At 63.1% G+C, this 19705-nt stretch carries 22 protein-coding genes; 18 read left to right on the top strand and 4 right to left on the bottom strand.

Going from position 1 to position 19705, the window contains the following annotated elements; all coding sequences use genetic code 11:
• The first annotated feature begins 113 nt into the window (after positions 1-113).
• The 8 genes from ABIA45_RS23440 to ABIA45_RS23405 all read left to right on the top strand — a co-directional run bounded on the left by ABIA45_RS23440 (position 114) and on the right by ABIA45_RS23405 (position 5829).
• On the top strand, positions 114-917 hold the full coding sequence (locus ABIA45_RS23440; protein ID WP_404653840.1) for an acetoacetate decarboxylase family protein: 804 nt from the start codon (positions 114-116) through the stop codon (positions 915-917).
• Positions 918-1063: 146 nt separating this feature from the next.
• Positions 1064-2239 (top strand): ABC transporter substrate-binding protein, encoded by a 1176-nt coding sequence (locus ABIA45_RS23435; RefSeq protein WP_271539817.1) that lies wholly within the window; start codon positions 1064-1066, stop codon positions 2237-2239.
• On the top strand, positions 2236-2994 hold the full coding sequence (locus ABIA45_RS23430; RefSeq protein ID WP_404653838.1) for an SDR family NAD(P)-dependent oxidoreductase: 759 nt from the start codon (positions 2236-2238) through the stop codon (positions 2992-2994). The genes ABIA45_RS23435 and ABIA45_RS23430 overlap by 4 nt, the downstream gene beginning before the upstream one ends.
• Before the next feature lie 188 nt (positions 2995-3182).
• Positions 3183-3452, top strand: coding sequence for a DUF1488 family protein (locus ABIA45_RS23425; RefSeq protein WP_271539108.1), 270 nt, complete (start codon positions 3183-3185; stop codon positions 3450-3452).
• A 134-nt stretch (positions 3453-3586) separates the two neighbouring features.
• Positions 3587-3808, top strand: coding sequence for a hypothetical protein (locus ABIA45_RS23420; RefSeq protein WP_271539107.1), 222 nt, complete (start codon positions 3587-3589; stop codon positions 3806-3808).
• The gene (locus ABIA45_RS23415; protein ID WP_271539106.1) at positions 3792-3962 is read left to right on the top strand and encodes a hypothetical protein; all 171 of its coding nucleotides are present in this window, start codon (positions 3792-3794) and stop codon (positions 3960-3962) included. The genes ABIA45_RS23420 and ABIA45_RS23415 overlap by 17 nt, the downstream gene beginning before the upstream one ends.
• Before the next feature lie 1237 nt (positions 3963-5199).
• Entirely contained in the window at positions 5200-5346 is a 147-nt protein-coding gene (locus ABIA45_RS23410) for a hypothetical protein (protein WP_271539103.1), read from the top strand.
• 294 nt (positions 5347-5640) lie between these two features.
• Positions 5641-5829: a hypothetical protein gene (locus ABIA45_RS23405; protein WP_128264838.1), complete on the top strand. Its 189-nt coding sequence runs from the start codon at positions 5641-5643 to the stop codon at positions 5827-5829.
• A 235-nt stretch (positions 5830-6064) separates the two neighbouring features.
• Here the strand turns inward: ABIA45_RS23405 and ABIA45_RS23400 are convergent, their stop codons facing one another.
• Entirely contained in the window at positions 6065-6832 is a 768-nt protein-coding gene (locus ABIA45_RS23400) for an IclR family transcriptional regulator (RefSeq protein ID WP_404653835.1), read from the bottom strand.
• A gap of 203 nt (positions 6833-7035) precedes the next feature.
• On the opposite strand from ABIA45_RS23400, the gene ABIA45_RS23395 reads away from it, so the two are divergent.
• Positions 7036-7335 (top strand): winged helix-turn-helix domain-containing protein, encoded by a 300-nt coding sequence (locus tag ABIA45_RS23395; protein ID WP_404653833.1) that lies wholly within the window; start codon positions 7036-7038, stop codon positions 7333-7335.
• Between the two features lie 118 nt (positions 7336-7453).
• Here the strand turns inward: ABIA45_RS23395 and ABIA45_RS23390 are convergent, their stop codons facing one another.
• Positions 7454-8533, bottom strand: coding sequence for a DUF2806 domain-containing protein (locus ABIA45_RS23390; RefSeq protein WP_404653831.1), 1080 nt, complete (start codon positions 8531-8533; stop codon positions 7454-7456).
• Positions 8534-8840: 307 nt separating this feature from the next.
• On the opposite strand from ABIA45_RS23390, the gene ABIA45_RS23385 reads away from it, so the two are divergent.
• The 6 genes from ABIA45_RS23385 (at position 8841) to ABIA45_RS23360 (ending at position 13898) form a co-directional block, all read left to right on the top strand.
• Complete coding sequence (locus ABIA45_RS23385) at positions 8841-9365, top strand: DUF3990 domain-containing protein (RefSeq protein ID WP_404653829.1); 525 nt, start codon at positions 8841-8843, stop codon at positions 9363-9365.
• Positions 9362-10027 (top strand): hypothetical protein, encoded by a 666-nt coding sequence (locus ABIA45_RS23380; RefSeq protein WP_404653828.1) that lies wholly within the window; start codon positions 9362-9364, stop codon positions 10025-10027. Before ABIA45_RS23385 ends, ABIA45_RS23380 begins: the two co-directional genes overlap by 4 nt.
• A 230-nt stretch (positions 10028-10257) precedes the next feature.
• On the top strand, positions 10258-10647 hold the full coding sequence (locus tag ABIA45_RS23375) for a hypothetical protein (RefSeq protein ID WP_404653826.1): 390 nt from the start codon (positions 10258-10260) through the stop codon (positions 10645-10647).
• A complete protein-coding gene (locus ABIA45_RS23370; protein ID WP_404653824.1) occupies positions 10644-11165 on the top strand; it encodes a hypothetical protein in 522 nt (173 codons plus the stop codon). Before ABIA45_RS23375 ends, ABIA45_RS23370 begins: the two co-directional genes overlap by 4 nt.
• Positions 11166-11505: 340 nt before the next feature.
• Entirely contained in the window at positions 11506-12789 is a 1284-nt protein-coding gene (gene purD, locus ABIA45_RS23365; protein ID WP_404653822.1) for a phosphoribosylamine--glycine ligase, read from the top strand.
• Between the two features lie 206 nt (positions 12790-12995).
• Positions 12996-13898 carry an alpha/beta fold hydrolase gene (locus ABIA45_RS23360; RefSeq protein WP_404653821.1) on the top strand — a complete coding sequence of 301 codons (903 nt, stop codon included), beginning with the start codon at positions 12996-12998 and terminating at the stop codon, positions 13896-13898.
• A gap of 101 nt (positions 13899-13999) precedes the next feature.
• Here the strand turns inward: ABIA45_RS23360 and ABIA45_RS23355 are convergent, their stop codons facing one another.
• Positions 14000-14458 carry a nucleoside deaminase gene (locus tag ABIA45_RS23355; RefSeq protein ID WP_404653820.1) on the bottom strand — a complete coding sequence of 153 codons (459 nt, stop codon included), beginning with the start codon at positions 14456-14458 and terminating at the stop codon, positions 14000-14002.
• Between the two features lie 117 nt (positions 14459-14575).
• On the opposite strand from ABIA45_RS23355, the gene ABIA45_RS23350 reads away from it, so the two are divergent.
• Entirely contained in the window at positions 14576-16591 is a 2016-nt protein-coding gene (locus ABIA45_RS23350) for a pseudouridine synthase (protein ID WP_404653819.1), read from the top strand.
• 2 nt (positions 16592-16593) lie between these two features.
• Complete coding sequence (rsmD, locus tag ABIA45_RS23345) at positions 16594-17148, top strand: 16S rRNA (guanine(966)-N(2))-methyltransferase RsmD (protein WP_404653818.1); 555 nt, start codon at positions 16594-16596, stop codon at positions 17146-17148.
• 116 nt (positions 17149-17264) lie between these two features.
• On the opposite strand, the gene mutL is transcribed toward rsmD, so the two are convergent.
• Entirely contained in the window at positions 17265-19079 is a 1815-nt protein-coding gene (gene mutL / locus ABIA45_RS23340; RefSeq protein WP_404653816.1) for a DNA mismatch repair endonuclease MutL, read from the bottom strand.
• 317 nt (positions 19080-19396) lie between these two features.
• On the opposite strand from mutL, the gene ABIA45_RS23335 reads away from it, so the two are divergent.
• Positions 19397-19705, top strand: coding sequence for a hypothetical protein (locus ABIA45_RS23335; protein ID WP_036027161.1), 309 nt, complete (start codon positions 19397-19399; stop codon positions 19703-19705).

Here is a 19705-nt window from a genome sequence, read left to right as displayed (position 1 = left end):
GCGCCAATCGATTCCGGTGGCCTGGGGACTGCCCGACGGCCGTTGCTTGACATACATTTGCTTTCAGATATGAAATTCACAAATCATAAATAAAAACGAGGAAACGGCTCCTGATGACCGTCGTCACAGATCCCGACGACCCGGGCGGACGCATGTTCGGGCAGTACCAGCTCAAGCCGAATAGCGGGGTCAATCCGCCCTATTCGCCGGCATACCCGGTGGAGTGGGGCTGCACCTTGCGGACGGTCGAGATCATGACCCGTGTCGCGCCCGGCAAGGTCGCGACATTGCTCGCCGAGACGCCGTTCGAGATCGCCAGCGACCGCGTCGCCTTCCGCTTCATGCGTTCGCCCGGCCATTCCCTTGCCGTGCACGCGGGCGAGATGTTCGACCTGATGATCTCGGTGCCCGTGCGCTACAAGGGGCTGTTCACCGAAACGCATATCTTCATGTATTGCAGCGATCCGATGGGGATCTGTGCCGGGCGCGAGGTGTTCGGCTACACCAAGAAGGATGCGCATTACGCCTTCGACGAGCATCCTGACGGATCGATCACCGGATGGGTCCGGCGCCGCGGCATACCGCTCGCCGATTTCACCTTCACGCCGGATGCGTCCGCGCCGGTCGTCCGCATCGTCGACGGCGACGAGCTGCCGGCCGGCGAGATCCATGTGCGCCGTTTGCCGCATCCCGAGCGGCTCGGCACGGCCTATGCGGACATCGCCTATCGCCGCACGCCGCTGAAATACTCCAAGCCGGTGCCGGGTCGCGCCGCGATGACGCTGCACGCCAGCGCGTACGATCCGATTGCCGAGCTCGAGCCGGAAATCCTCGGCGCGCATTTCATGGTGTCTGACGTCTATGGCGGCGGATTCGAGGTCGAGGACCGCAGGCTCATCGAGCGCCTGACGCCCTGAACGACAAGGTCAGCCTGCATGCGATGTACGTGCGGGCGGCAAACATTGGGAAGAACGCACAACGCAAGGAGGGTCTGCACATGGCTGGACGATATCGGGTGAGCCGCCGCCGGCTGCTGGCCGGCGCCGGCGGATTGGCGTTGGGCATGACGGGGCTCGGCGCGCGAGCGCAGGAGACAAAGCCGCTCCGCATCGGCGTGCTGACGGACATGTCCAGCCTTTATGCCGATGTCACAGGTCCGGGCTCGGTGCTGGGGGCCAAAATGGCGGTCGAGGATTTCCAGGCTTCAGGACCCAAGATGACGCGGCCGATCGAGATCATCAGCGGCGATCACATGAACAAGGCAGATGTGGGCGCCAACATCGCGCGCGAATGGATCGATCGGCAAGGCGTCGATGTCATCGTCGACGCACCGAACTCGGCCGTCGCCCTCGCGGTGCGCAACATCGTGCAGCAGAACAACAAGACGCTGCTGGTGTCCGGCGCGTCCTCGTCGGACCTGACCGGCAAGGCGTGCTCGCCGAACCTCGTGCACTGGACCTACGACACCTATGCGCTGTCGTCGGGTGTCGCGCGCGCCGTCGTCGAGAGCGGCGGCAAGAGCTGGTTCCTGCTCACCGCGGACTATGCCTTCGGCCATGCCATGGAAGGCGACATCAAGAACGTCGTGCAGAAAGCCGGCGGCAAGGTTCTCGGCGGCGTGCGCACGCCGATCAACACGCAGGACTTCTCGTCCTTCCTGTTGCAGGCCCAGTCGTCGAAGGCGGAGATCATCGCGCTGATCAATGCCGGCGGCGACACCATCAATTCCATCAAGCAGGCGGTCGAGTTCGGCATTCCGCAAGGAGGCCAGCGCGTGGTCGCGACGGTGCTGTACCTCAGCGACGTGCATTCGCTCGGCTTGAAGATCGCGCAGGGGCTGCAGTTCACCGAAGCCTTCTACTGGGATCTGAATGACGACACGCGCGCCTGGACCAAGCGGTTCGCGCCGCGCAACAACGGCCGCTATCCGACCGCGCTGCATGCGGGCGCCTACGCCACGACGCTGCACTACCTCAAGGCCGTCGATGCGCTCGGCGCCTCCAGCGACGGCAAGGCCGTGGTCGAGCAGATGAAGAAGCTGCCGACCGATGATCCCCTGTTCGGCAAGGGCATCGTCCGTGCCGATGGCCGCAAGCTGCACAACATGTATCTGTTCGAGGTGAAGGCCCCCGCGGATTCCAGATATCCCTGGGACTATTACAAGCTGGTCAAGACCATCGCGCCGTCGGAGGCCTGGCGGCCGCTGGCGGATGGCGGCTGCGAATTCCTGAAGTCGTGAGCGGCACTGACCGGCCGCCGGTCGCGCTGGTCACCGGCGGCGGCGGCGATATCGGGCGCGCCATTGCGCTAAAGTTGGCGCGGATGAGCGCTGCGGTCGCGATCGTCGATCGCGACGAAGCGGCGGCGCGCGGCACGGCCCAACTGGTCGAGCAGGCCGGGGCGAGGGCGCTCGCCATTCGCGCGGATGTCTCGCTCGCGCAGGACACCATCGCCTTCGTCGAGGCGACCGAAGCACGCCTGGGGCCGATCGGCATCTTCGCCAACAACGCCGGCATCGAGGGCGTCGTCGCGCCTCTTCACGAGTACCCCGACGAAACCTTCGACCAGTTGCTGCAGGTGAACGTCAAGGGCGTGTTTCTCGGCCTCAAGCACGTCATCGCGAGAATGATGCAGCGCGGGACGGGCGCAATCATCAACACCGCATCGACCTCCGCGATCCGGGGGCGTGCAGGGCTCGCCGGCTATGTCGCCTCCAAGCACGCCGTGCTCGGGCTGACACGCACGGCGGCGCTCGATGTCGCCGGCACCAGGATCAGGGTCAACGCCGTTCTGCCGGGCCCGGTCGAGTCGCGCATGATCCGGGAATTGGAAGGCCAGGCGCGTGACGGCGCCATTGCGCTGCGCCGGAACGTTGCGACTGCGCATGGGCGGCCGCAGGATGTCGCCAACGTAGTTGCTTTTTTCGCCTCCGACGAGGCTGCACATGTGAATGGTGCCGCCTGGGTCGTGGACGGCGGGATGACGCTGGCGTAAGGCGAGTACGCATCAGAGCATGTCTGCCTCCGGAGGAACGAAGCGGAAATCTCGTGATCGGCCAAGCATTACCGCTTGTGACCCTGGCTGACCTTAAGCTCCGTTCACTGCCTTGAAGGGAGTGGACGGCACCAGGAACGAACCAGAGCGACACAGCGTTCTTCGGCGTTAAGCGCAGGAGAACCGAGATGCCGCTTTCGCCTGATCCATCGGGTCATTTCGAGGAGAAGCAGCCCGAAGCGGTCCTGTTCTCGATGTTCGATGGCGACGATCGTGTTGTCTGCAAAGTTGAGTGGTCCGCCTTGCCCGACCGCGCGATTGCCGATGGAGCCGAGCCGAACGACATCGCAGCCACCTTTAGGAAGCATCGACTAGTCATCGAGAAGATCGCAAGCGAACGGTACGATGCTGGCGAGGAGATGCCCGTTGTTTGGGGCTGTACCCCGCCGCAGCCGTGAGGGGAGTGGATCGAGTAGCCGGAGGCGAGCACAACATTGTTCCGTGCAGGAACCGAGTGATAGTGACCCCGGAACTGTTCACTTTGTAACACAAGTGAAAGACCCTAACCGCGGTTGCCAATCATACTGGCCGGATGGATTACCTACCCAACTATTCCTATCGCTCGCTTGAAGTGCTGTGCCGGCGGCAGGCGTCTCAAACCGGCAATCCCGAAGCCAAGCGGGAGCTTGAGACGATGGCACGCGAGTACATGCAACTGGCCGAGCTTGCAGAGCGCACACGGCGCGAGAATGAGCAAAGCCGGCCGATGGCAGACCTTAACCGGATCGGAGACGGCGATGGAAAACGTGGCTGAACCTATTTCGACGGCCGAGCCAAAAATCGTGGAGCGTTATATGCGCGCCGCGCGCGAAGAATTGGATGGCCCCAAGCTCCTCCAGTTGCTCAAAGAAATCGAGGACGAGATAAGAAGACGGACCACTGTGGTCTTTAAGGTCCTGCAATCCTGAAGGACTCAGACCCGGGGTTTAACGGGACACATGGACTTTTGATTTAGATCAAACAGCCTCTCGACCCACGTAGTTGCCTACGTTGAGCTGCACCGGAGGCGCAGGGAATGTTCAGTAATCGTCCTACGTGGATGATGATGCTATTGGCTGGGGCAATAGCCGCCATCGGTCTCCTCACGATCCTTTCGATGGCGCTAGGGCTCTCCTGAGGGGAGTAAACAACCTCGGACGCAACTTTGCCCGCTCGTATGAACTTCTTCGGAAGCCGGTACCGATCGTCTGGCACCCCGAACGACCGGTCGACGATCCACTGCCTTGAAGGGAGCGGACGATAGCAATAGCCCAAGCCCTATGGTGCTGTTGCCGCTCGCAAGCGGCAACATCTGTACAGACAATACCTTAGTGCCGTGCTAGCGTTTCGGCATCACCGCAAGGCCAGTAGCATATATCGGTGACTGAGAGCGGATATACGCTGTATGGCCCACAAAATTCCCGCGAGGCGCATGCTTGAGGTGAGGCTGGACGCTCTTCTGCCGCAGAAGTGGGAGTGGCAGGTTTGGGAAGACGACGCCCTGCTGATGAGCGGCCATGAGACTTCGCGCGAAACGGCCCAGATCGAGGGAAATAGCGCCCTATTTTACCTACTTCGTACAGCGAATTGACAATTCGAAGCGCCCCGACCGAATTTGGTCGACTCCCTGCCGAATAGGGTGTCTAGTCGCTTCATCACCGCTCGGCCCACGGCTTCTATCGGTGACTGAGAGTATTGTGCTCCCGCCCAACCGGACAGGGAGCAGCACTATGCAATCTCGGATTTTGACACTTTCAGAACGGCTTTCCCAATTTGCGCAACGCGGGCGCGATCAGGCCGAAAGACTGCGGCCTGGCAAGGACAGGGACGACTTGCTGCAGAGGGTTCGTCAGGCCGAAGTGGCTATTCACATCAACCAGTGGGTTTCGTCGCCGGGTCTGCGGGCTCCGACATGATGGGACACCTTCAATCCCGTGCACGCAATCGCGTGAAGAGAATAATCGACTTTCGAACGAGAGTGGCGAACAAGAGCGACTGGGCTATCAACGCCGTCCTGAACCACTTCCGGAGCAAGCTAAATCCAAGCACGCCTCCCATCCAGAAGAACAGGGACAGGCCCCGTCACTAGCCCCAGGGACGAAGCAGGAGCATCTCGGCTCTCGGTCACGCGATTGAAGCCACGAACTTACGGAAAGGGAGACGGCGATGGAAAGCGGGGCTGGACCTTCTTCGAAGGCTGAGCTGACGATCGTTGAGCGCTTTAAGCGCGCCGCGCTTGACGACATGGATGGTCCCGAAATCCTCAAGGTGCTCAAAGAAATCGAGGACGAGATCAGAAGACGGGGCGTCTGAAGTCCTGAAGAGAGTGAACGTCTGCTTTTGATGTGTAGCTGACCTTGTCGCTTAATCCGGCGACGCCGGCCTTGACCCAAGGCAGACATTCGAGCGCTGTTGGGCCCGTCGAAGCGTGCTGAGCACATCGATGCCGGCCTGGGCTGTTCGGCTGGCATGTGCCGCGGCTCGACTGACAGCCTCACCGGACAGCAGGAACAATGTCTCGCCGATCTGCTTGGAACGTTGGTACGCCCAATCCGGGATCAACCAGCGAGCTTCCTGGGAGGCGTCTTTATCAGGGAGGAGCCACCAATGGATGACGAACGAAAATCATCAAAGGCGGGGAAACAGGCCGCCGAAGGCTTGCGTGAAGCAACGTCCAAGGAAGAAGCGAAAAACGAGAGCAAGATGGGGCACGATCTGCCTAAGGGGGCGGATCGTTTCGAAGAGCGCTCTAAAAGCTCCGACGGAAAAAGCGCAGAACAGAAACAAAAAGGGTGAAAGCAGCCGACCCGTTTGCTGCGGGCTCGGTGCAACCTCTCCCGCTCTTGTCCGCCGAAGCCCACCTTCTGGCGAAGGCGGATGCGGGAGAGGTCGCGCCGAAGGCGCGGGTGAGGGCTATCTCCTCTAGGGGGCCATCCCATTGCGGAAACACCCTCTCCCCAGCCCTCTCCCGCAAGCGGGAGAGGGAGTGCACCACCATCGTTGCAGCAATGGAGCCTGCTCCCAGCATGCGTCAGGAAACGCCGCCGATCTTCTCGGAGACGATCCTGGCCGCGTTGCGCAGCTCGGCGGCGATGGCGCTGGCTTCCGCAGCGGGAATTTGATCCTGCCGCACCAGCGGGACGGTCATCGCGGCCACCGCGCGGCCGGAGACCTCGATGATCGGGCAGCTATAGGCGAGGATGCGCGTATAGCCGTCGTCATTGGAGAAGTTTCCTCCCTCCGCTGAAATGCGGTCGAGCGCCGCAAGTGCCTTCTTGATGCTGATCCGGTCGTTGGTCGCGATGACCTGCGCCAGCTCCTGGCGCCGGCCCTCGAGCTGAAAGGCCGCCAAAACCTTCGCCGACGCATACTGCTGGGTGAGCGGAAACACCGCGCCGACCTTGACCGACCAGCCCATCAGCCATTCCGGCTCGATCCGGGCGATCACCATGAACTGCTCGCCGTGCAGCACCGTGAGGTGACAGGATAGCTGCACGCGCGAGGCGAGCTGCTCCATCACCGGCAGCGCCGCCTTCAGCAGCCGCTCGGTCGGCGGGAATTGCGAGGCGATCCGGAACAGTTTTAGCGTCAACGTGTATTCGCCGGTTGCTGGGTCGCGCGCGACATAGCCCCGCCGCTCCAGCGCCACCAGCATCCGGAAGATCTCGCTGACCGAGCGCCCGACGCGTTCGGCGAGCTGCTTCTGGCTCATGCCGCGTGCCGCGCCCGCCAGCGCCTCCAGAAGGTCCAGCCCCTTTTCCAGGGCGGGCGCGCCCGGCTGCGGCTTTTCAGGGTTCATTCATCAGGCCTTTAAGGGTTCGCTCCTGCGGGCGTATCTCGGTTTCGTGTATCCGATCGCCAGCGCTGCGAAAAGCGTCCGCGCAGGCCCGGTACGTACGCGGTCGGCTTCTTCACCATCGGCGAAGCCTTCCCGCTCTGGATGGCATTCGTCAACGGCGGCGGCCTGATCCTCGGCGGCCTCTGGATGCGGCGGAGCTAGCAATGGCCGAGCTCGACGACGTCATCCATCAGCCGCTGCGCCTGAAGATCATGGCCGCGCTGAACGCGCTGCCTGCGGAGGTGGGGCTCGAATTCGTCCGCCTGAAAAAGCTCACCGGCGCCACCGACGGCAATCTCGGCGCGCATATCGAGACGCTGGCGAAGGCGGGGTATGTGTCCGTGGAGAAAGCGTTTGTGGGCAAGAAGCCGCAGACGACGGTGACGGCGACATCGGCGGGCCGCGGCGCCTTCGCGCGGCATGTGGCGACATTGCAGGAGATTATTGCGGGGAGGCAGGTGTAGCTCCTCCATCATAGTACCCGGTGCTCCCTCTCTCTTCGCCGTTCCTGGCGTCGCGAAGCGACGAGCTCGGAATCCATTCCGCCACCAACGCCGCCGCTCGATGGATTCCGGATTCGCGCTACGCGCGCCCCGAAATGACGGGGGGTTCAGTGCCCTCCGGTATTGATGTTGAAGGATCATCGGCGCCTATCGTTGCTCCAGCTACCGCATGGAAGCTTCCATCCGATTGCTGCTCATACTCAACGATCTGGATGCCGGGCATCGTTTCCCGTAGTTTTTCAACGTAGCGCCGCGGTGCATCGTTTGGCGGGAAGATCGACGTTAGCGCTTGTCCAACTTCCGTTAGCAGATAGGCTGGGATAGCGGCACCTGATTTATGTGGCTGGATCGGACCCGCAAAATCTGGCGATGGAAAAATACCGAGCTGCGTCTCAGCCGGAACAGAAACCGACCGCCCGTTACCAAAATCAAGTGTCAAGACGTTCTTACCACTGGATGTCACAATAAGATCAAAAGTCATGATGTGGCCAATTGCACCTGGATCGATGATCAAACCCGCCAACACAAGCTGCTTCTGCTGAACGAAAGGCAAGTTGCCGGTTAAACACTTCGGGAGAATACCCCGAAACGCATGCGCGCAAAGGGTCTCGAACAGGCGAGCAGTCTCGGCGTCCAACTCATCTACGATCCGCAACGCTTTCGCAGAAAAGGTGCCCGGCTGCTTGACCTCTGCGGAAAGCACTCGACCCCATTTTTGTCGGACCTGCTCTGATGACGCTCCTTCAGCGTAATGCTCCAGTCGATCGAGAAATTCTTCATCGAGAGGGCCAGAATTGATCGCTCCTTCGCTCCTTTCGTGCCGAAGGTCTTCAAGAGCCTCCCGTAGAACCGCATCCTTGTTCTGCTGTTTCTCGAACACGCGCGTGAAGTGGCGTTCTGCAACGCGCTGAGCGAAATCAGGATCACTTTGCAGCTTTTCAATACCGAACTTTGTGAGGGCGGCTATCATTTCGGCCTCGCTGGATGCGACAGCCCGTTGACGAGCTATCCGGCGCTCCATCGGCGCGTTCACAAGCTCCACAAGATTACCGCCGAAGCGATCGACTGCAGCCACAAATCGGCTTTGCGCCTTCGCCTCAACGCCAGCTTCAGTGAGGTCAGCCGATACAGATATTTCTCGGTCTAAGTGGTCGCTCATGTACCTATCCGCGTGCTTGGGTGCACTTAATTTTAAGGCCGTTTGCTTTGTCTTCAGGAGTGGGGGATCATGGTGACAATGCACTAATCAGTGCCAATTGATGCCTTGGCTTCGGAGTTTAGAGCACTGTCACCGTAATTCCTGGTGCTGCCGCCAGGGTGCTGATCCGTGCATTGGGGAGCCGCACCGGCTGCGCGCGATCAAGCAGCAAAGCCAACCCGGAGCTTGCACTGCTCCAACCCGCAATTCTAGGATGTTCTCGGCAGAATGAAAGGGGGCGGCGGCCTTGGGCTGGATAAATGATGACATGGTGCTGTACCATGGATGCAGTGACCAATCGCTTTTCCCGGTCAATCAGAAAGGAATTGTTGTCGGCGGCGGACCGCACAACATTTCGCACACAGCGGGGGCATTGCGACCCGATTTCGGACCTGGCTTCTATACGACAACTTGGCTCGATCAGGCCAAGAATTGGGCCAACCTCCGCGTTTTAAAAACGCGCGGGCGGTTTCCCGACGTAAAGGCCGTGGTTTTGAGCTTGCGCCTCGCGCGGAACCGCTTCGCAAACCTGCAATCGCTTATTTTCCCGAGCGATCGCGACAACTTCTACTCCTTTGTTGCATACTGTCGCGACGGCGGAGACCCGCATGCCCATCTTGCATATCGCAGTGGCCCTTACGATGTAGTGGCAGGTCCCGTGACGGTGGCGAGGCAGACCCTAGTCATTGGTCAAGCCGACCAAGTATCGTTTCACACCGCCGCTGGCACAGGAGCTATTTCAGACGTAAAAGTTCTTGCGGTCGGCAATCCAACTTTTGACGTGTCACGATGAAGGCGCTCGATCCAAATAGGGCAGAAGAACTCGCAGCCTTTGAAGCGCGTTATTGGCCTGTTCTACAAATAACACTGAGGCGTGTTTTCGATGCCGATCCTAGTATGGCGGAACACTATCGGCTCGGGTTGATGGCGGGGACGCCGTTGCAGCGCGCGCTCGCGCTTCACGACGATCCGCTCGACGTCGCGGCCACGCTCTCGGGTAAATCTCTGACGGCCGATCGTGTTGCTTTGTACGACAATCTGATTTCTTCGTTGGCTGAAGTAAGGCGCGCTCCGGAGCCTCCCGCGCTCAAGGTCACGGGACCCGGAGATATTCTCTCGTCCACTCGCCGCGATGATAGGGCCCCCTTAGTCGCCGTGATCACCCTGAACAAATTTCTAGGAGAACTCGGGTATCATCGGCTCACCGTACGCAGCGGTGTTGCGTATTTTTTGCTTGAAAGGAAGTCTTGGAAGCGGCCCCTACCCAAACGGCTGGACATGGAGACGCTTCCCGGGCTGACCGCGGATAGACAAGAAGTCTATGGCCTCGACCGAGCTCTAAATGTCTTGAATGGATTGCAAGAGTTCGCGCGACGACGGAAGCCAGGCAGTAGCATCATTGAGCGCATCGAGAAAATGAAGGCACGCCTGCTACGGACACTTGGGGCGCCTTGATAAGCGCCGGGCCTGCCGCGATAAGCGTTTGTCCGATCCGAATGGAAATGAAATCGGAATGCACGATTGCAAATACATCTAAGGGGAGCGGTCGCGTGATCCCCGCACATGTGGCGCGACCCAAAGGACGCTGACGACTATTGTGGAGGGCTGCTTGGCCTCGTAAGTCGCTTTCCTTAACAGCTCAAGCGAGACATTATACAACCCATTTGTTGCGGGGTGCTGGAACAATGGCTGGGGCGATTTTGCAGATCTTAGTGGGTGGTGCTACGCTTACGGTGCTCTTGGCACTGCTTGCGTCAGCGGGAGCTAAATACTTCGCGCGCACGTTACCATACTCGGCTGCATTCCTGATCTCGTTGGCGGCGTTCGCAGCCGTCACGATATTGTATCTGCTCTACTTCATCGTCCAGTCGGCGGCGGCTTTGCCAAACTCTATTGACGGACTGTTCGGACTAGTCGCCGTTTCGATAGCAGGCACAATCATTACGAAACTCGCCCGGAATCACGGCGTCGAAAAGACTGGATGGCTAGGCGTCGGCGCTAAGTCCATCCTAGTGGTCATCGGCCTGTCGTGGGTCCTAACCCTGATAGTGTTTCTGGGGATGCAACTGCGATGATCCTCAACAGAAAGGACCTCGGAGAAGCGGTACTCGCCGCCATTGGCGGGGCTTTCATGATCGCAACGGCATTTTGGTTTCGCGATCAGATCGAATTATTCATAGGTCAAACGGCCACAACGTGGTTACTGAACGCTGTTTTGTTTCTCTACCTGCTTTCGCTGATACCTGTTGTAGGCGGTTGGGTGGACATCGCGAGCTGGGAGCGCGGCGAACGTAAACGGAAGCAGGAAGACGAGCGCGAGCTCGCGCAACTGGAGTTCAAGGAAAAGCAGGAGCAGGCCGAGTATGATGCTTTTCGGAAGTGGGCAAAACTGAACCCAAAGACGGTCGAACAGCTACTGTCCATCGTCGAGCATGAGCAGATTGACGATCCGGAGTACTTGAGCTGGTTGAGAGAGCGCCGCGAGACAGAAGGTCCCAATCCTTTAACAGACCTTCCTCGCTTGTTTGATTGGCTCAAGGCCCGCCGCGAACTCACTAAGTTCGGTATCGATCCGCCGTTGCCTCGGCTTTAGACAGCTGAGTTTGGCCAGCCTGTATTCTTCAGGAAGGTGGATTGCGTTCCCTACGAACGTGAGGCCCGATGGAAGGCCACGCGTTGGCCTTCCACCGCGCCCTTGGCGACTTGTCAAAAATGCACATTGGAGACACAAGCTGGAACAGCAGGCGCGGCCATTTTCTTATAGACGTTGAAGAATTTTCGGGCAGCTTCACTGAAATTCTCCACAAGAGGAGATGGACAGCAGTGTTTCGGCGCGCCCCAGAATGACTGGGAGTTCGAGGCCCATCCCCCTTGAGCCCCACCCCGATTCATGCGACCTCCGCCCCAGCAAAACCCCTCATCCTGAGCCCTATATGCACATTCTCCTGCTCGGTTCCGGCGGCCGCGAACATGCTCTGGCGTGGAAGATCGCGGCCTCCCCCCTGGTGACCAAATTCTGGTGCGCGCCCGGCAATGCCGGCATCGCCAGGGAGGCGGAATGCGTGGCGCTCGATGTCGCCGACCACGCCGCGGTGATCGATTTCTGCAAGAAAAACGCGGTCGAGCTCGTGGTGGTCGGGCCGGAGACGCCGCTGGCGGCCGGCATCGTCGATGATCTCACAGCTAGCGGCATCAAGGCGTTCGGGCCGAGCAAGGCGGCGGCCCAGCTCGAAAGCTCCAAGGGCTTCACCAAGGCACTGTGCACCGAGTTCGGCATTCCGACCGGCGCCTACAAGCGCTTCACCAACGCCGATGATGCGCGCGCCTATGTGCAGAGCCAGGGCGCGCCGATCGTGGTCAAGGCCGACGGCCTCGCCGCCGGCAAGGGCGTCGTCGTCGCGAAGACCGTGCGCGAGGCCGAGGACGCCATCGCCATGATGTTCGAGGGCGCCTTCGGCGAGGCCGGCGCTGAGGTCGTGATCGAGGAGTTTCTGCCCGGCCGCGAGATCAGCTTCTTCGCCCTGTGCGACGGCGAGACGGCGATTCCGCTCGCCTCCGCACAGGACCACAAGCGCGTGTTCGACCACGATGTCGGCCCGAACACCGGCGGCATGGGCGCCTATTCGCCGACGCCTCTGGTCACGCCCGCCATCCACGATGCGATCATGGCCAAAATCATCCTGCCGACGGTCGCAGGCATGAAGCAGCGCGGCACGCCGTTCCGCGGCGTGCTCTATGCCGGCATCATGCTGACGACGCAGGGCCCAAAACTGTTCGAGTTCAACGTCCGCTTCGGCGATCCTGAATGCCAGGTCTTGATGCTGCGCATGATGAGCGACATCGTGCCGGCGCTGCTCGCCGCCTGCGACGGGGAGCTGAAGCATTTCGATCTGCGCTGGTATCCGGAATCCGCCATCACCGTGGTCATGGCCGCGAAGGGCTATCCCGGCGACTACCAGAAGGGCACGCGCATTGGCGGGCTCGAGGAGGCTGCCAAGGTCGACAATGTCGAGATCTTCCACGCCGGCACGGTGGCGAAGGACGGTGCGATCCTCGCCAATGGCGGCCGCGTGCTCAATGTCTGCGCGCTGGGGGCGACCGTGACGGAAGCGCAGGCGCGCGCCTATCAGGCCGTCGATCGCATCGACTGGCCGGACGGCTTCTGCCGCCGCGACATCGGCTGGCAGGCGGTGGAGGCTGAAAAGGCCAAAAATTAGCGTCGTCACTGCGGAGGGCGCGCCAACGCGCCGATCCGGAAATCTCGACATTGGCGTCACCGCGCCGCCACATCTGCACTCCAGAATGTGCAATCAGCAGTTGGGGTTAGTTGCCCCGATGATAATACCGGTACTGTGCATGGGGTTGTTTTCGACACTTGTTGTCGAGGCCGGCTCCCGGGACCGACCAACAAGGATGCAACAAGATGTCCGATCTCGCCGACCTCTATCCGGGCTTTGCCGCCGAGTGGATCGATACCTCGTTCGGCCGCATCTTCGCCCGCGTCGGCGGCAAGGGCCCGCCGCTGTTGCTGCTGCACGGCTTCTCCGAGACCCACGTGATGTGGCACCAGGTGGCGCCTGATCTGGCCGAGCACTTCACGCTGATCATCGCCGACTTGCCGGGCTACGGTTGGTCCGACATGCCCGCCAGCGATGCGCTGCACATCCCCTACTCTAAGCGCGCCATGGCCAAGGCCATGGTCGAGGTCATGGAGCGCCTCGGCCACGTGCATTTCGCGCTCGCCGGCCACGACCGCGGCGGGCGGGTGTCTTATCGGTTGGCCCTTGACCATCCGGGCCGGCTATCAAAACTCGCCGTGCTCGATATCCTGCCGACCTATAATTACTGGGAGCGGATGAACCGCGCCTACGCCTTGAAGATCTATCATTGGACCTTCCTGGCGCAGCCCTATCCGCTGCCGGAGACGCTGATCGCAGGCCAAGGCGAGTTCTTCCTGCGCTTCAAGATGGCGAGCCAGACCAGGTCGAAGACGCTGGATGCGATCGACCCGCGCGCGCTTGAGCACTACCTCGCCCCGTTCCGCGATCCCGCCCGCATCCACGCGATGTGCGAGGACTACCGCGCCGGCGCCTATTTCGACTACGACCTCGACAAGGCGGACTTTGGGGCCGGCAAGAAGATCACCATTCCGATGCTGGCGCTGTGGGGCAACGCCGGCATCGCCCAGGCCGCCGCGACGCCGCTCGACACCTGGAAGCAATGGGCCACGAACGTGGACGGCATGCCGGTGGATTCCGGCCATTTCCTCACCGAGGAGAATCCGGATGTCACCGCGAGGGCGCTGCGCGAGTTCTTCTCGGCTTGATCAACCTCGTCATTGCGAGGAGCCCTTGCGACGAAGCAATCCAGACTGCCACCGCGGAAAGAGTCTGGATTGCTTCGCTGCGCTCGCAATGACGGAGGCACCTACCGCCGCTCGCGAAAGAACTCCTTGAGCAGCCGCGCCGCCTCGCTCTCGCCGACGCCGGAATAGACGTCCGGCGCGTGGTGACAGGTCGGCGAGGCAAAGAACCGCACGCCCGAGTCCACCGCGCCGCCCTTCGGGTCGGCCGCGCCGTAATAGAGCCGCCTTACCCTTGCAAACGAGATCGCGCCCGCACACATGGTGCAGGGCTCCAGCGTCACGTAGAGGTCGCAGTCGACCAGCCGCTCGCTGCCGATCTTCGCCGCGGCCGCGCGCAGCGCGATGATCTCGGCATGGCCCGTCGGGTCGTGGTCGGTCAGCGTCCGGTTGGCCGCGGTGGCGATCACCTCGTAGTTGCGGACCACCACGCAGCCAACAGGAACTTCGCCCGCTTTTCCGGCATTTTCGGCCGCCAGAAGCGCCAAATCCATGAAAGAAGGGGCTTTCATGCCTCGTATCATCGCCAGAAACCTGCTACTAGCTCCGCCTTCAGCAAGAGTGGATACCGATTTTGCCTGAGCATGCGGCTCGCAGCGAGCGCGCACAATGCTCGCGCCACCCCTTAAGTGAGATTAGTCATGCCTCGCGACAGCGACAAAGACAACGATTCCCGCGGCCGGCGAGGCCCGGCCAAAGGCCGTAGCGGCAAGCCGCGCGGGCCAGAGAAGAAATTCGCCAAGCGCGGCTTCGAGGGCAAGGGTGGGGGTAAGCGCGAGCGCGACAGAAGCCCGCCCCGTGGCGACCGCGACAGCCGTCCATTCCGCCGCCGCGAGGAAGGCGACGCACCGCGCCGCGATTTCAGTGACCGTCCCCGCTTCAAGCGCGACGACCGCGGCAGTGAAGGCCGCGGTGAGCGCAGCTTCAAGCCGCGCGGCGATCGCCCGTCATTCGGCCGTGACGATCGTCCGCCCCGCAGGGATCGCGACGATGCACGCTCGGCCGGCCGCTCCAGCGACAGGAAGTTCGGCGACAAGAAGCCCTACGCGCCGCGCGGCGACCGCCCGGAGCGCAAGTTCGACGGCGAACGGAAATTTTCGCGGGGCGGGCCGGATCGCGGACGCGACCGTGGGGATCGCCAGCGCGACCGTGGGGATCGCGGACCGCGCGAGGATCGCGGCGAACGCAGCTTCAAGCCGCGCGGAGACCGCCCGAATTTCGATCGCGGTGATCGCGCGCCGCGCGGCGACCGCCCCCGCAAGAGCTTCGACAAGGATTTCGGCGGCCGCGATCGCGGCGACGAGAAGCCCTGGCGTCAGCGCGACGATCGCCGTGAGGGCGGTCGCGGCGAGGAACGTCCGCGTTTCTCTCGTTCGCGCGACGACCGCGCATCGGGTGACCGCCCGTTCCGCGAGCGGCCGAAATTCGATCGGCCCCGTGACCGCGACAGCGAACGCGGTGACCGTCCGAAGTTCGATCGCCCACGCCAGCGCCCCGAAGGCCGCATGGACTGGCAGGAGCATCCGCGCAACGAGGGTCGCTTCCGCGATCGTCCGCGCCGTGAGAATGAGGACGAGAGCAGGATTTTCGAGAAGCGTCCCGCCTTCGGGGGCCGCGGCGCCTATCGCGAGCGCGATCGTGATTTCGAGGGCCGGCCGCGCCGCGACGACGCGCCGAAGCCGAAGAAGGCCGGCGAGCGCATCGCCAAGGTGCTGGCCCGCGCCGGGCTTGCCTCGCGCCGCGACGCCGAGGAGATGGTCACGCAGGGCCGCGTCACCGTCAACGGCCGCGTCATCAATTCGCCGGCGCTCGACGTCACCAAGAACGACGTTGTCATGGTCGACGGCAAGCCGTTGCCGGAGCGCGAGCGCACGCGGCTGTTCCTCTACCACAAGCCGCGCGGGCTGATGACGACGCATGACGACCCCGAGGGCCGTCCGACCGTGTTCGACAATCTGCCCGAAGGCCTGCCGCGGCTGATCAGCGTCGGCCGGCTCGACTTCAACACCGAGGGCTTGCTGCTGCTCACCAACGACGGCGGCCTCGCGCGCACGCTCGAGCTGCCCGACACCGGCTGGCTGCGCCGCTACCGCGTCCGCGCCCATGGCGACGTCACCCAGGCACAGCTCGACGAGCTCAAGAACGGCATCGAGATCGAGGGCGTCAAGTACGGTCCGATCGAGGCCACGCTGGAGCGCGACCAGGGCGCCAATGTCTGGCTGGTGTTCGCGATTCGCGAAGGCAAGAACCGCGAGGTGCGCAATGTCTGCGCCCATCTCGGCCTCGAGGTGAACCGGCTGATCCGCGTCTCCTACGGACCGTTCCAGCTCGGCGAGATTCCGGAAGGCCAGGTCGAGGAGATCCGCGCGCGCGTGCTGCGCGAGCAGCTCGGCGATAAGGTGATCGAGAAGTCGGGCGCGCAGTTCGACGCGCCCTCGAAATCGTCCTCGCGCGGCGACGACGCAGCGAGCGAGAAGAAGCCCGCCAGCAAGCGCGCGGTGATCAACGACCGCAAGGGCCGCCGCGTGCTGGTGCAGCGCACCGGCAGCGAGGAGGCACGTGAGCGCAACGAGATGGAGGCGAGCGGCTACGGCCCGCCGCGCCGTCCCAAGCGCGGCTATCACGGCAAGCGCGACCTGACGCCGCGGGAGGATTGACGTTGCGCGTCGTCGGCGGTCGTTTGAAGGGGCGCAATCTTGCCTCACCGTCCTCGCGCGACATCCGGCCGACGGCGGACCGGTTGCGCGAGTCCGTGTTCAACATCCTCGTGCACGCCTATGACGATCCGATCCAGGACGCGCGCGTCCTCGATCTCTTCGCCGGCACCGGCGCGCTCGGCATCGAGGCGGCCTCGCGCGGCGCCAAGTTCACGCTGTTCGTCGACAATGGCGCGGAGGCGCGTGCGCTGTTGCGCAACAATGTGGAATCGCTCGGCCTCGGCGGGGTGACAAAAGTCTATCGCCGCGATGCGACCGATCTCGGCCCCGCGCATCCCGTCGAGCCGTTCTCGCTGGTGTTCCTCGATCCGCCCTATGGCAAGGGCTTTGCCGAGAAGGCGCTCGCGAGCCTGCGCGACGGCGGCTGGCTCACCCCGGGCGCGCTGCTGGTGGTGGAGGAGGCGAAGGCCGCGCAGTTCGTGACGCCGGAAGGATACGAGGAATTGGAGCGGCGAGCGTATGACGATACGGAGTTCGTGTTTCTGAAAGGGCCGTAGCGCCGCTGCCGTAGGGTGGGCAAAGCGAAGCGTGCCCACCACATTTCTTGCGACATTGGAAGATGGTGGGCACGGCGCGAAGTGCGCGCCTTTGCCCACCCTACGAGAGCATCGGATCACCTCCGCCCGAACAGCTTCTCCACGTCGCTCAGCTTCAGCTCGACATAGGTCGGCCGGCCGTGATTGCACTGGCCGGAGTTCGGGGTGTCCTCCATCTCGCGGAGCAGGGCGTTCATCTCCTCCGGCCGCAGCCGGCGGCCGGCGCGCACCGAGCCGTGGCAGGCCATGGTCGCCGCGACGTGCATCAGGCGGCGTTCGAGCGGCAGCGCCTCATCCCATTCGGCCATGTGCTCGGAAAGATCGCGTAAGAGGCCGCCGGCATTGGTCTTGCCGAGCAGCGACGGCGTCTCGCGCACCGCGACCGCGCCGGGGCCGAAGGATTCAATGGCAAGGCCGAACGACGCCAGCTCCTCGCTGCGCTCCAGCAGGCGCTCCACCGTCGCCTCGTCCATCTCGACGATCTCAGGGATCAGCAGGATCTGCCGCTGCACGCCGTTGGCAGCGAGCGAGGCCTTCAGCCGCTCGTAGACGATGCGCTCATGCGCGGCGTGCTGGTCGACGATGATCAGGCCGTCGCGGGTCTGCGAGACGATGTAGGTCTCGTGGATCTGCGTGCGCGCCGCGCCGAGCGGGCGATCGACGAGATCGCCGGCGGGTTGGCTCTCGATCCGAACGTCCGCGCTGGGCGCGCCGACGTCGAACGCAGCCTGCGCACGCTCGGCGAAGGCGGGCGCGGCGGCGCCTTCGAACGACGGCATCGGCGCCACCGGGGCGGCTGGCGAGGCGCGCCAGTCCCAGCTTGCCGGACGTGGCGGCATGAAGGCGGGCCGGAACGAGGACAGCGCGCTCTCGCCGCTATTGGCGGCGGTGCGGCGGCCCTCGCGCGCCAGCGCTTCCTTCAAGCCATGCACGATCAGCGCGCGGACGAGGCCGGCATTGCGGAAGCGCACCTCGGTCTTGGCCGGATGCACATTGGCATCGACCTCGCGCGGATTGAGCGTGACGAACAGCGCCAGCACGGGATGGCGGTCGCGCGGCAGATAGTCGGAATAGGCCGCGCGCACGGCGCCGAGAATGAGCTTGTCGCGCACCGGCCGGCCGTTGACGAAGAGATATTGGCCGAGCGCGTTGGCCTTTGTGAGCGCCGGCGCGGCGGCATAGCCGGCGACCACGACCCCCTCGCGCTCGGCATGGACCTCGATGGCGTGGCTGCGGAACTCGGCGCCGAGGATGTCGCCGAGCCGGGTCAGCCGTCCGGCCGCGCCGGGCAGCGCCGCGGTCCAGGTCACCGGTGCGCGCTCCTCGCCGGCGAGCGTGAAGGCGATGTCGGGCCGCGCCATCGCGAGGCGCCGTACCACTTCGCGGATCGCCTCCGCTTCGGTGCGGTCAGTTTTCAGAAACTTGAGCCGCGCCGGCGTCGCATAGAAGAGGTCGCCAACCTCGACGCGGGTGCCATGCGCCAACGCCGCCGGCATGATCCCGGACTTCTCGCCGCCCTCGACCGACAGCGCCCAGGCGTGCGGCTCGCTCGCGTGCCGCGTGGTGATGGAGAGGCGCGCCACCGAGCCGATCGAGGGCAGGGCCTCGCCGCGAAACCCGAGGGTGCGGATCTGCAGCAGGTCCTCGTCGTCGAGCTTGGAGGTGGCATGGCGCTCGACGGCGAGCGCAAGGTCTTTTGCGGTCATGCCGCTGCCGTCGTCGGTGATGCCGATCCGCCGCCGCCCGCCGCCGTCGGTGAAGACGTCGATGCGGCTCGCGCCGGCGTCGATCGCGTTCTCGACCAGCTCCTTGACCACGCTTGCCGGACGTTCGACCACCTCGCCGGCGGCGATGCGGTTGACGACCTGTTCTGGCAGCTGGCGGACGGGCATGAGACTCACTCGGCGAATATTCTCAAGTCTAATGCCGCGCAGCGACAAATGCATGGGTCAGGTCGAGCTTCCCACACCCGAAATGGGGGACATTTTCGACTCGCGTCGTCCGTCGGGAATGCGTGGCATGTTCCGCGCCGCCGCATATGAGGAGCACAATTCCGCGAAAGCGCCGCGAAAACCCTAAACGATCACCACACGACGCGGCTTGCATCACACCGCACCGTTCGAACTTTCAGCGCGATGAGCCGATCCGGTGCAGGCGAACGGTGCAGAAGGCAGCCGAACGGTTCATCGCGACATTCCAGGAGAAATGGATGAAGTTGGTGAAGACCTCTGCGATCGCTTGCGCTCTCGCGGCCCTCGTTGCAACGCCCGTTCTCGCCCAAGGCACCTCGTCTGGGACGAGGCCTGGCGGCACCGTACAAAGCAAGCCCATGCAAGGCGGCGCGTCAGGCAGCGAGGATGAGGATCTCGGTGCACAGCAGGGCGCAGCCGGCGAGAAGGTCGGCATGAAGTCGGGCAAAGGCACGAAGGGGTCCGTCGGAACCACCGGCAGCGCGACGCGCAAGGGCACCGCAGACGATGCGGCGACCGGCGGTGCTGCGGCCGGCAAGCGCTACTGA

This window comes from Bradyrhizobium sp. USDA 336 (assembly GCF_044908355.1).
GTDB lineage: Bacteria > Pseudomonadota > Alphaproteobacteria > Rhizobiales > Xanthobacteraceae > Bradyrhizobium > Bradyrhizobium yuanmingense.
The sequence above is the reverse complement of the archived record's forward strand: the minus strand, read 5'-3'. Positions and strand labels throughout refer to the sequence as shown.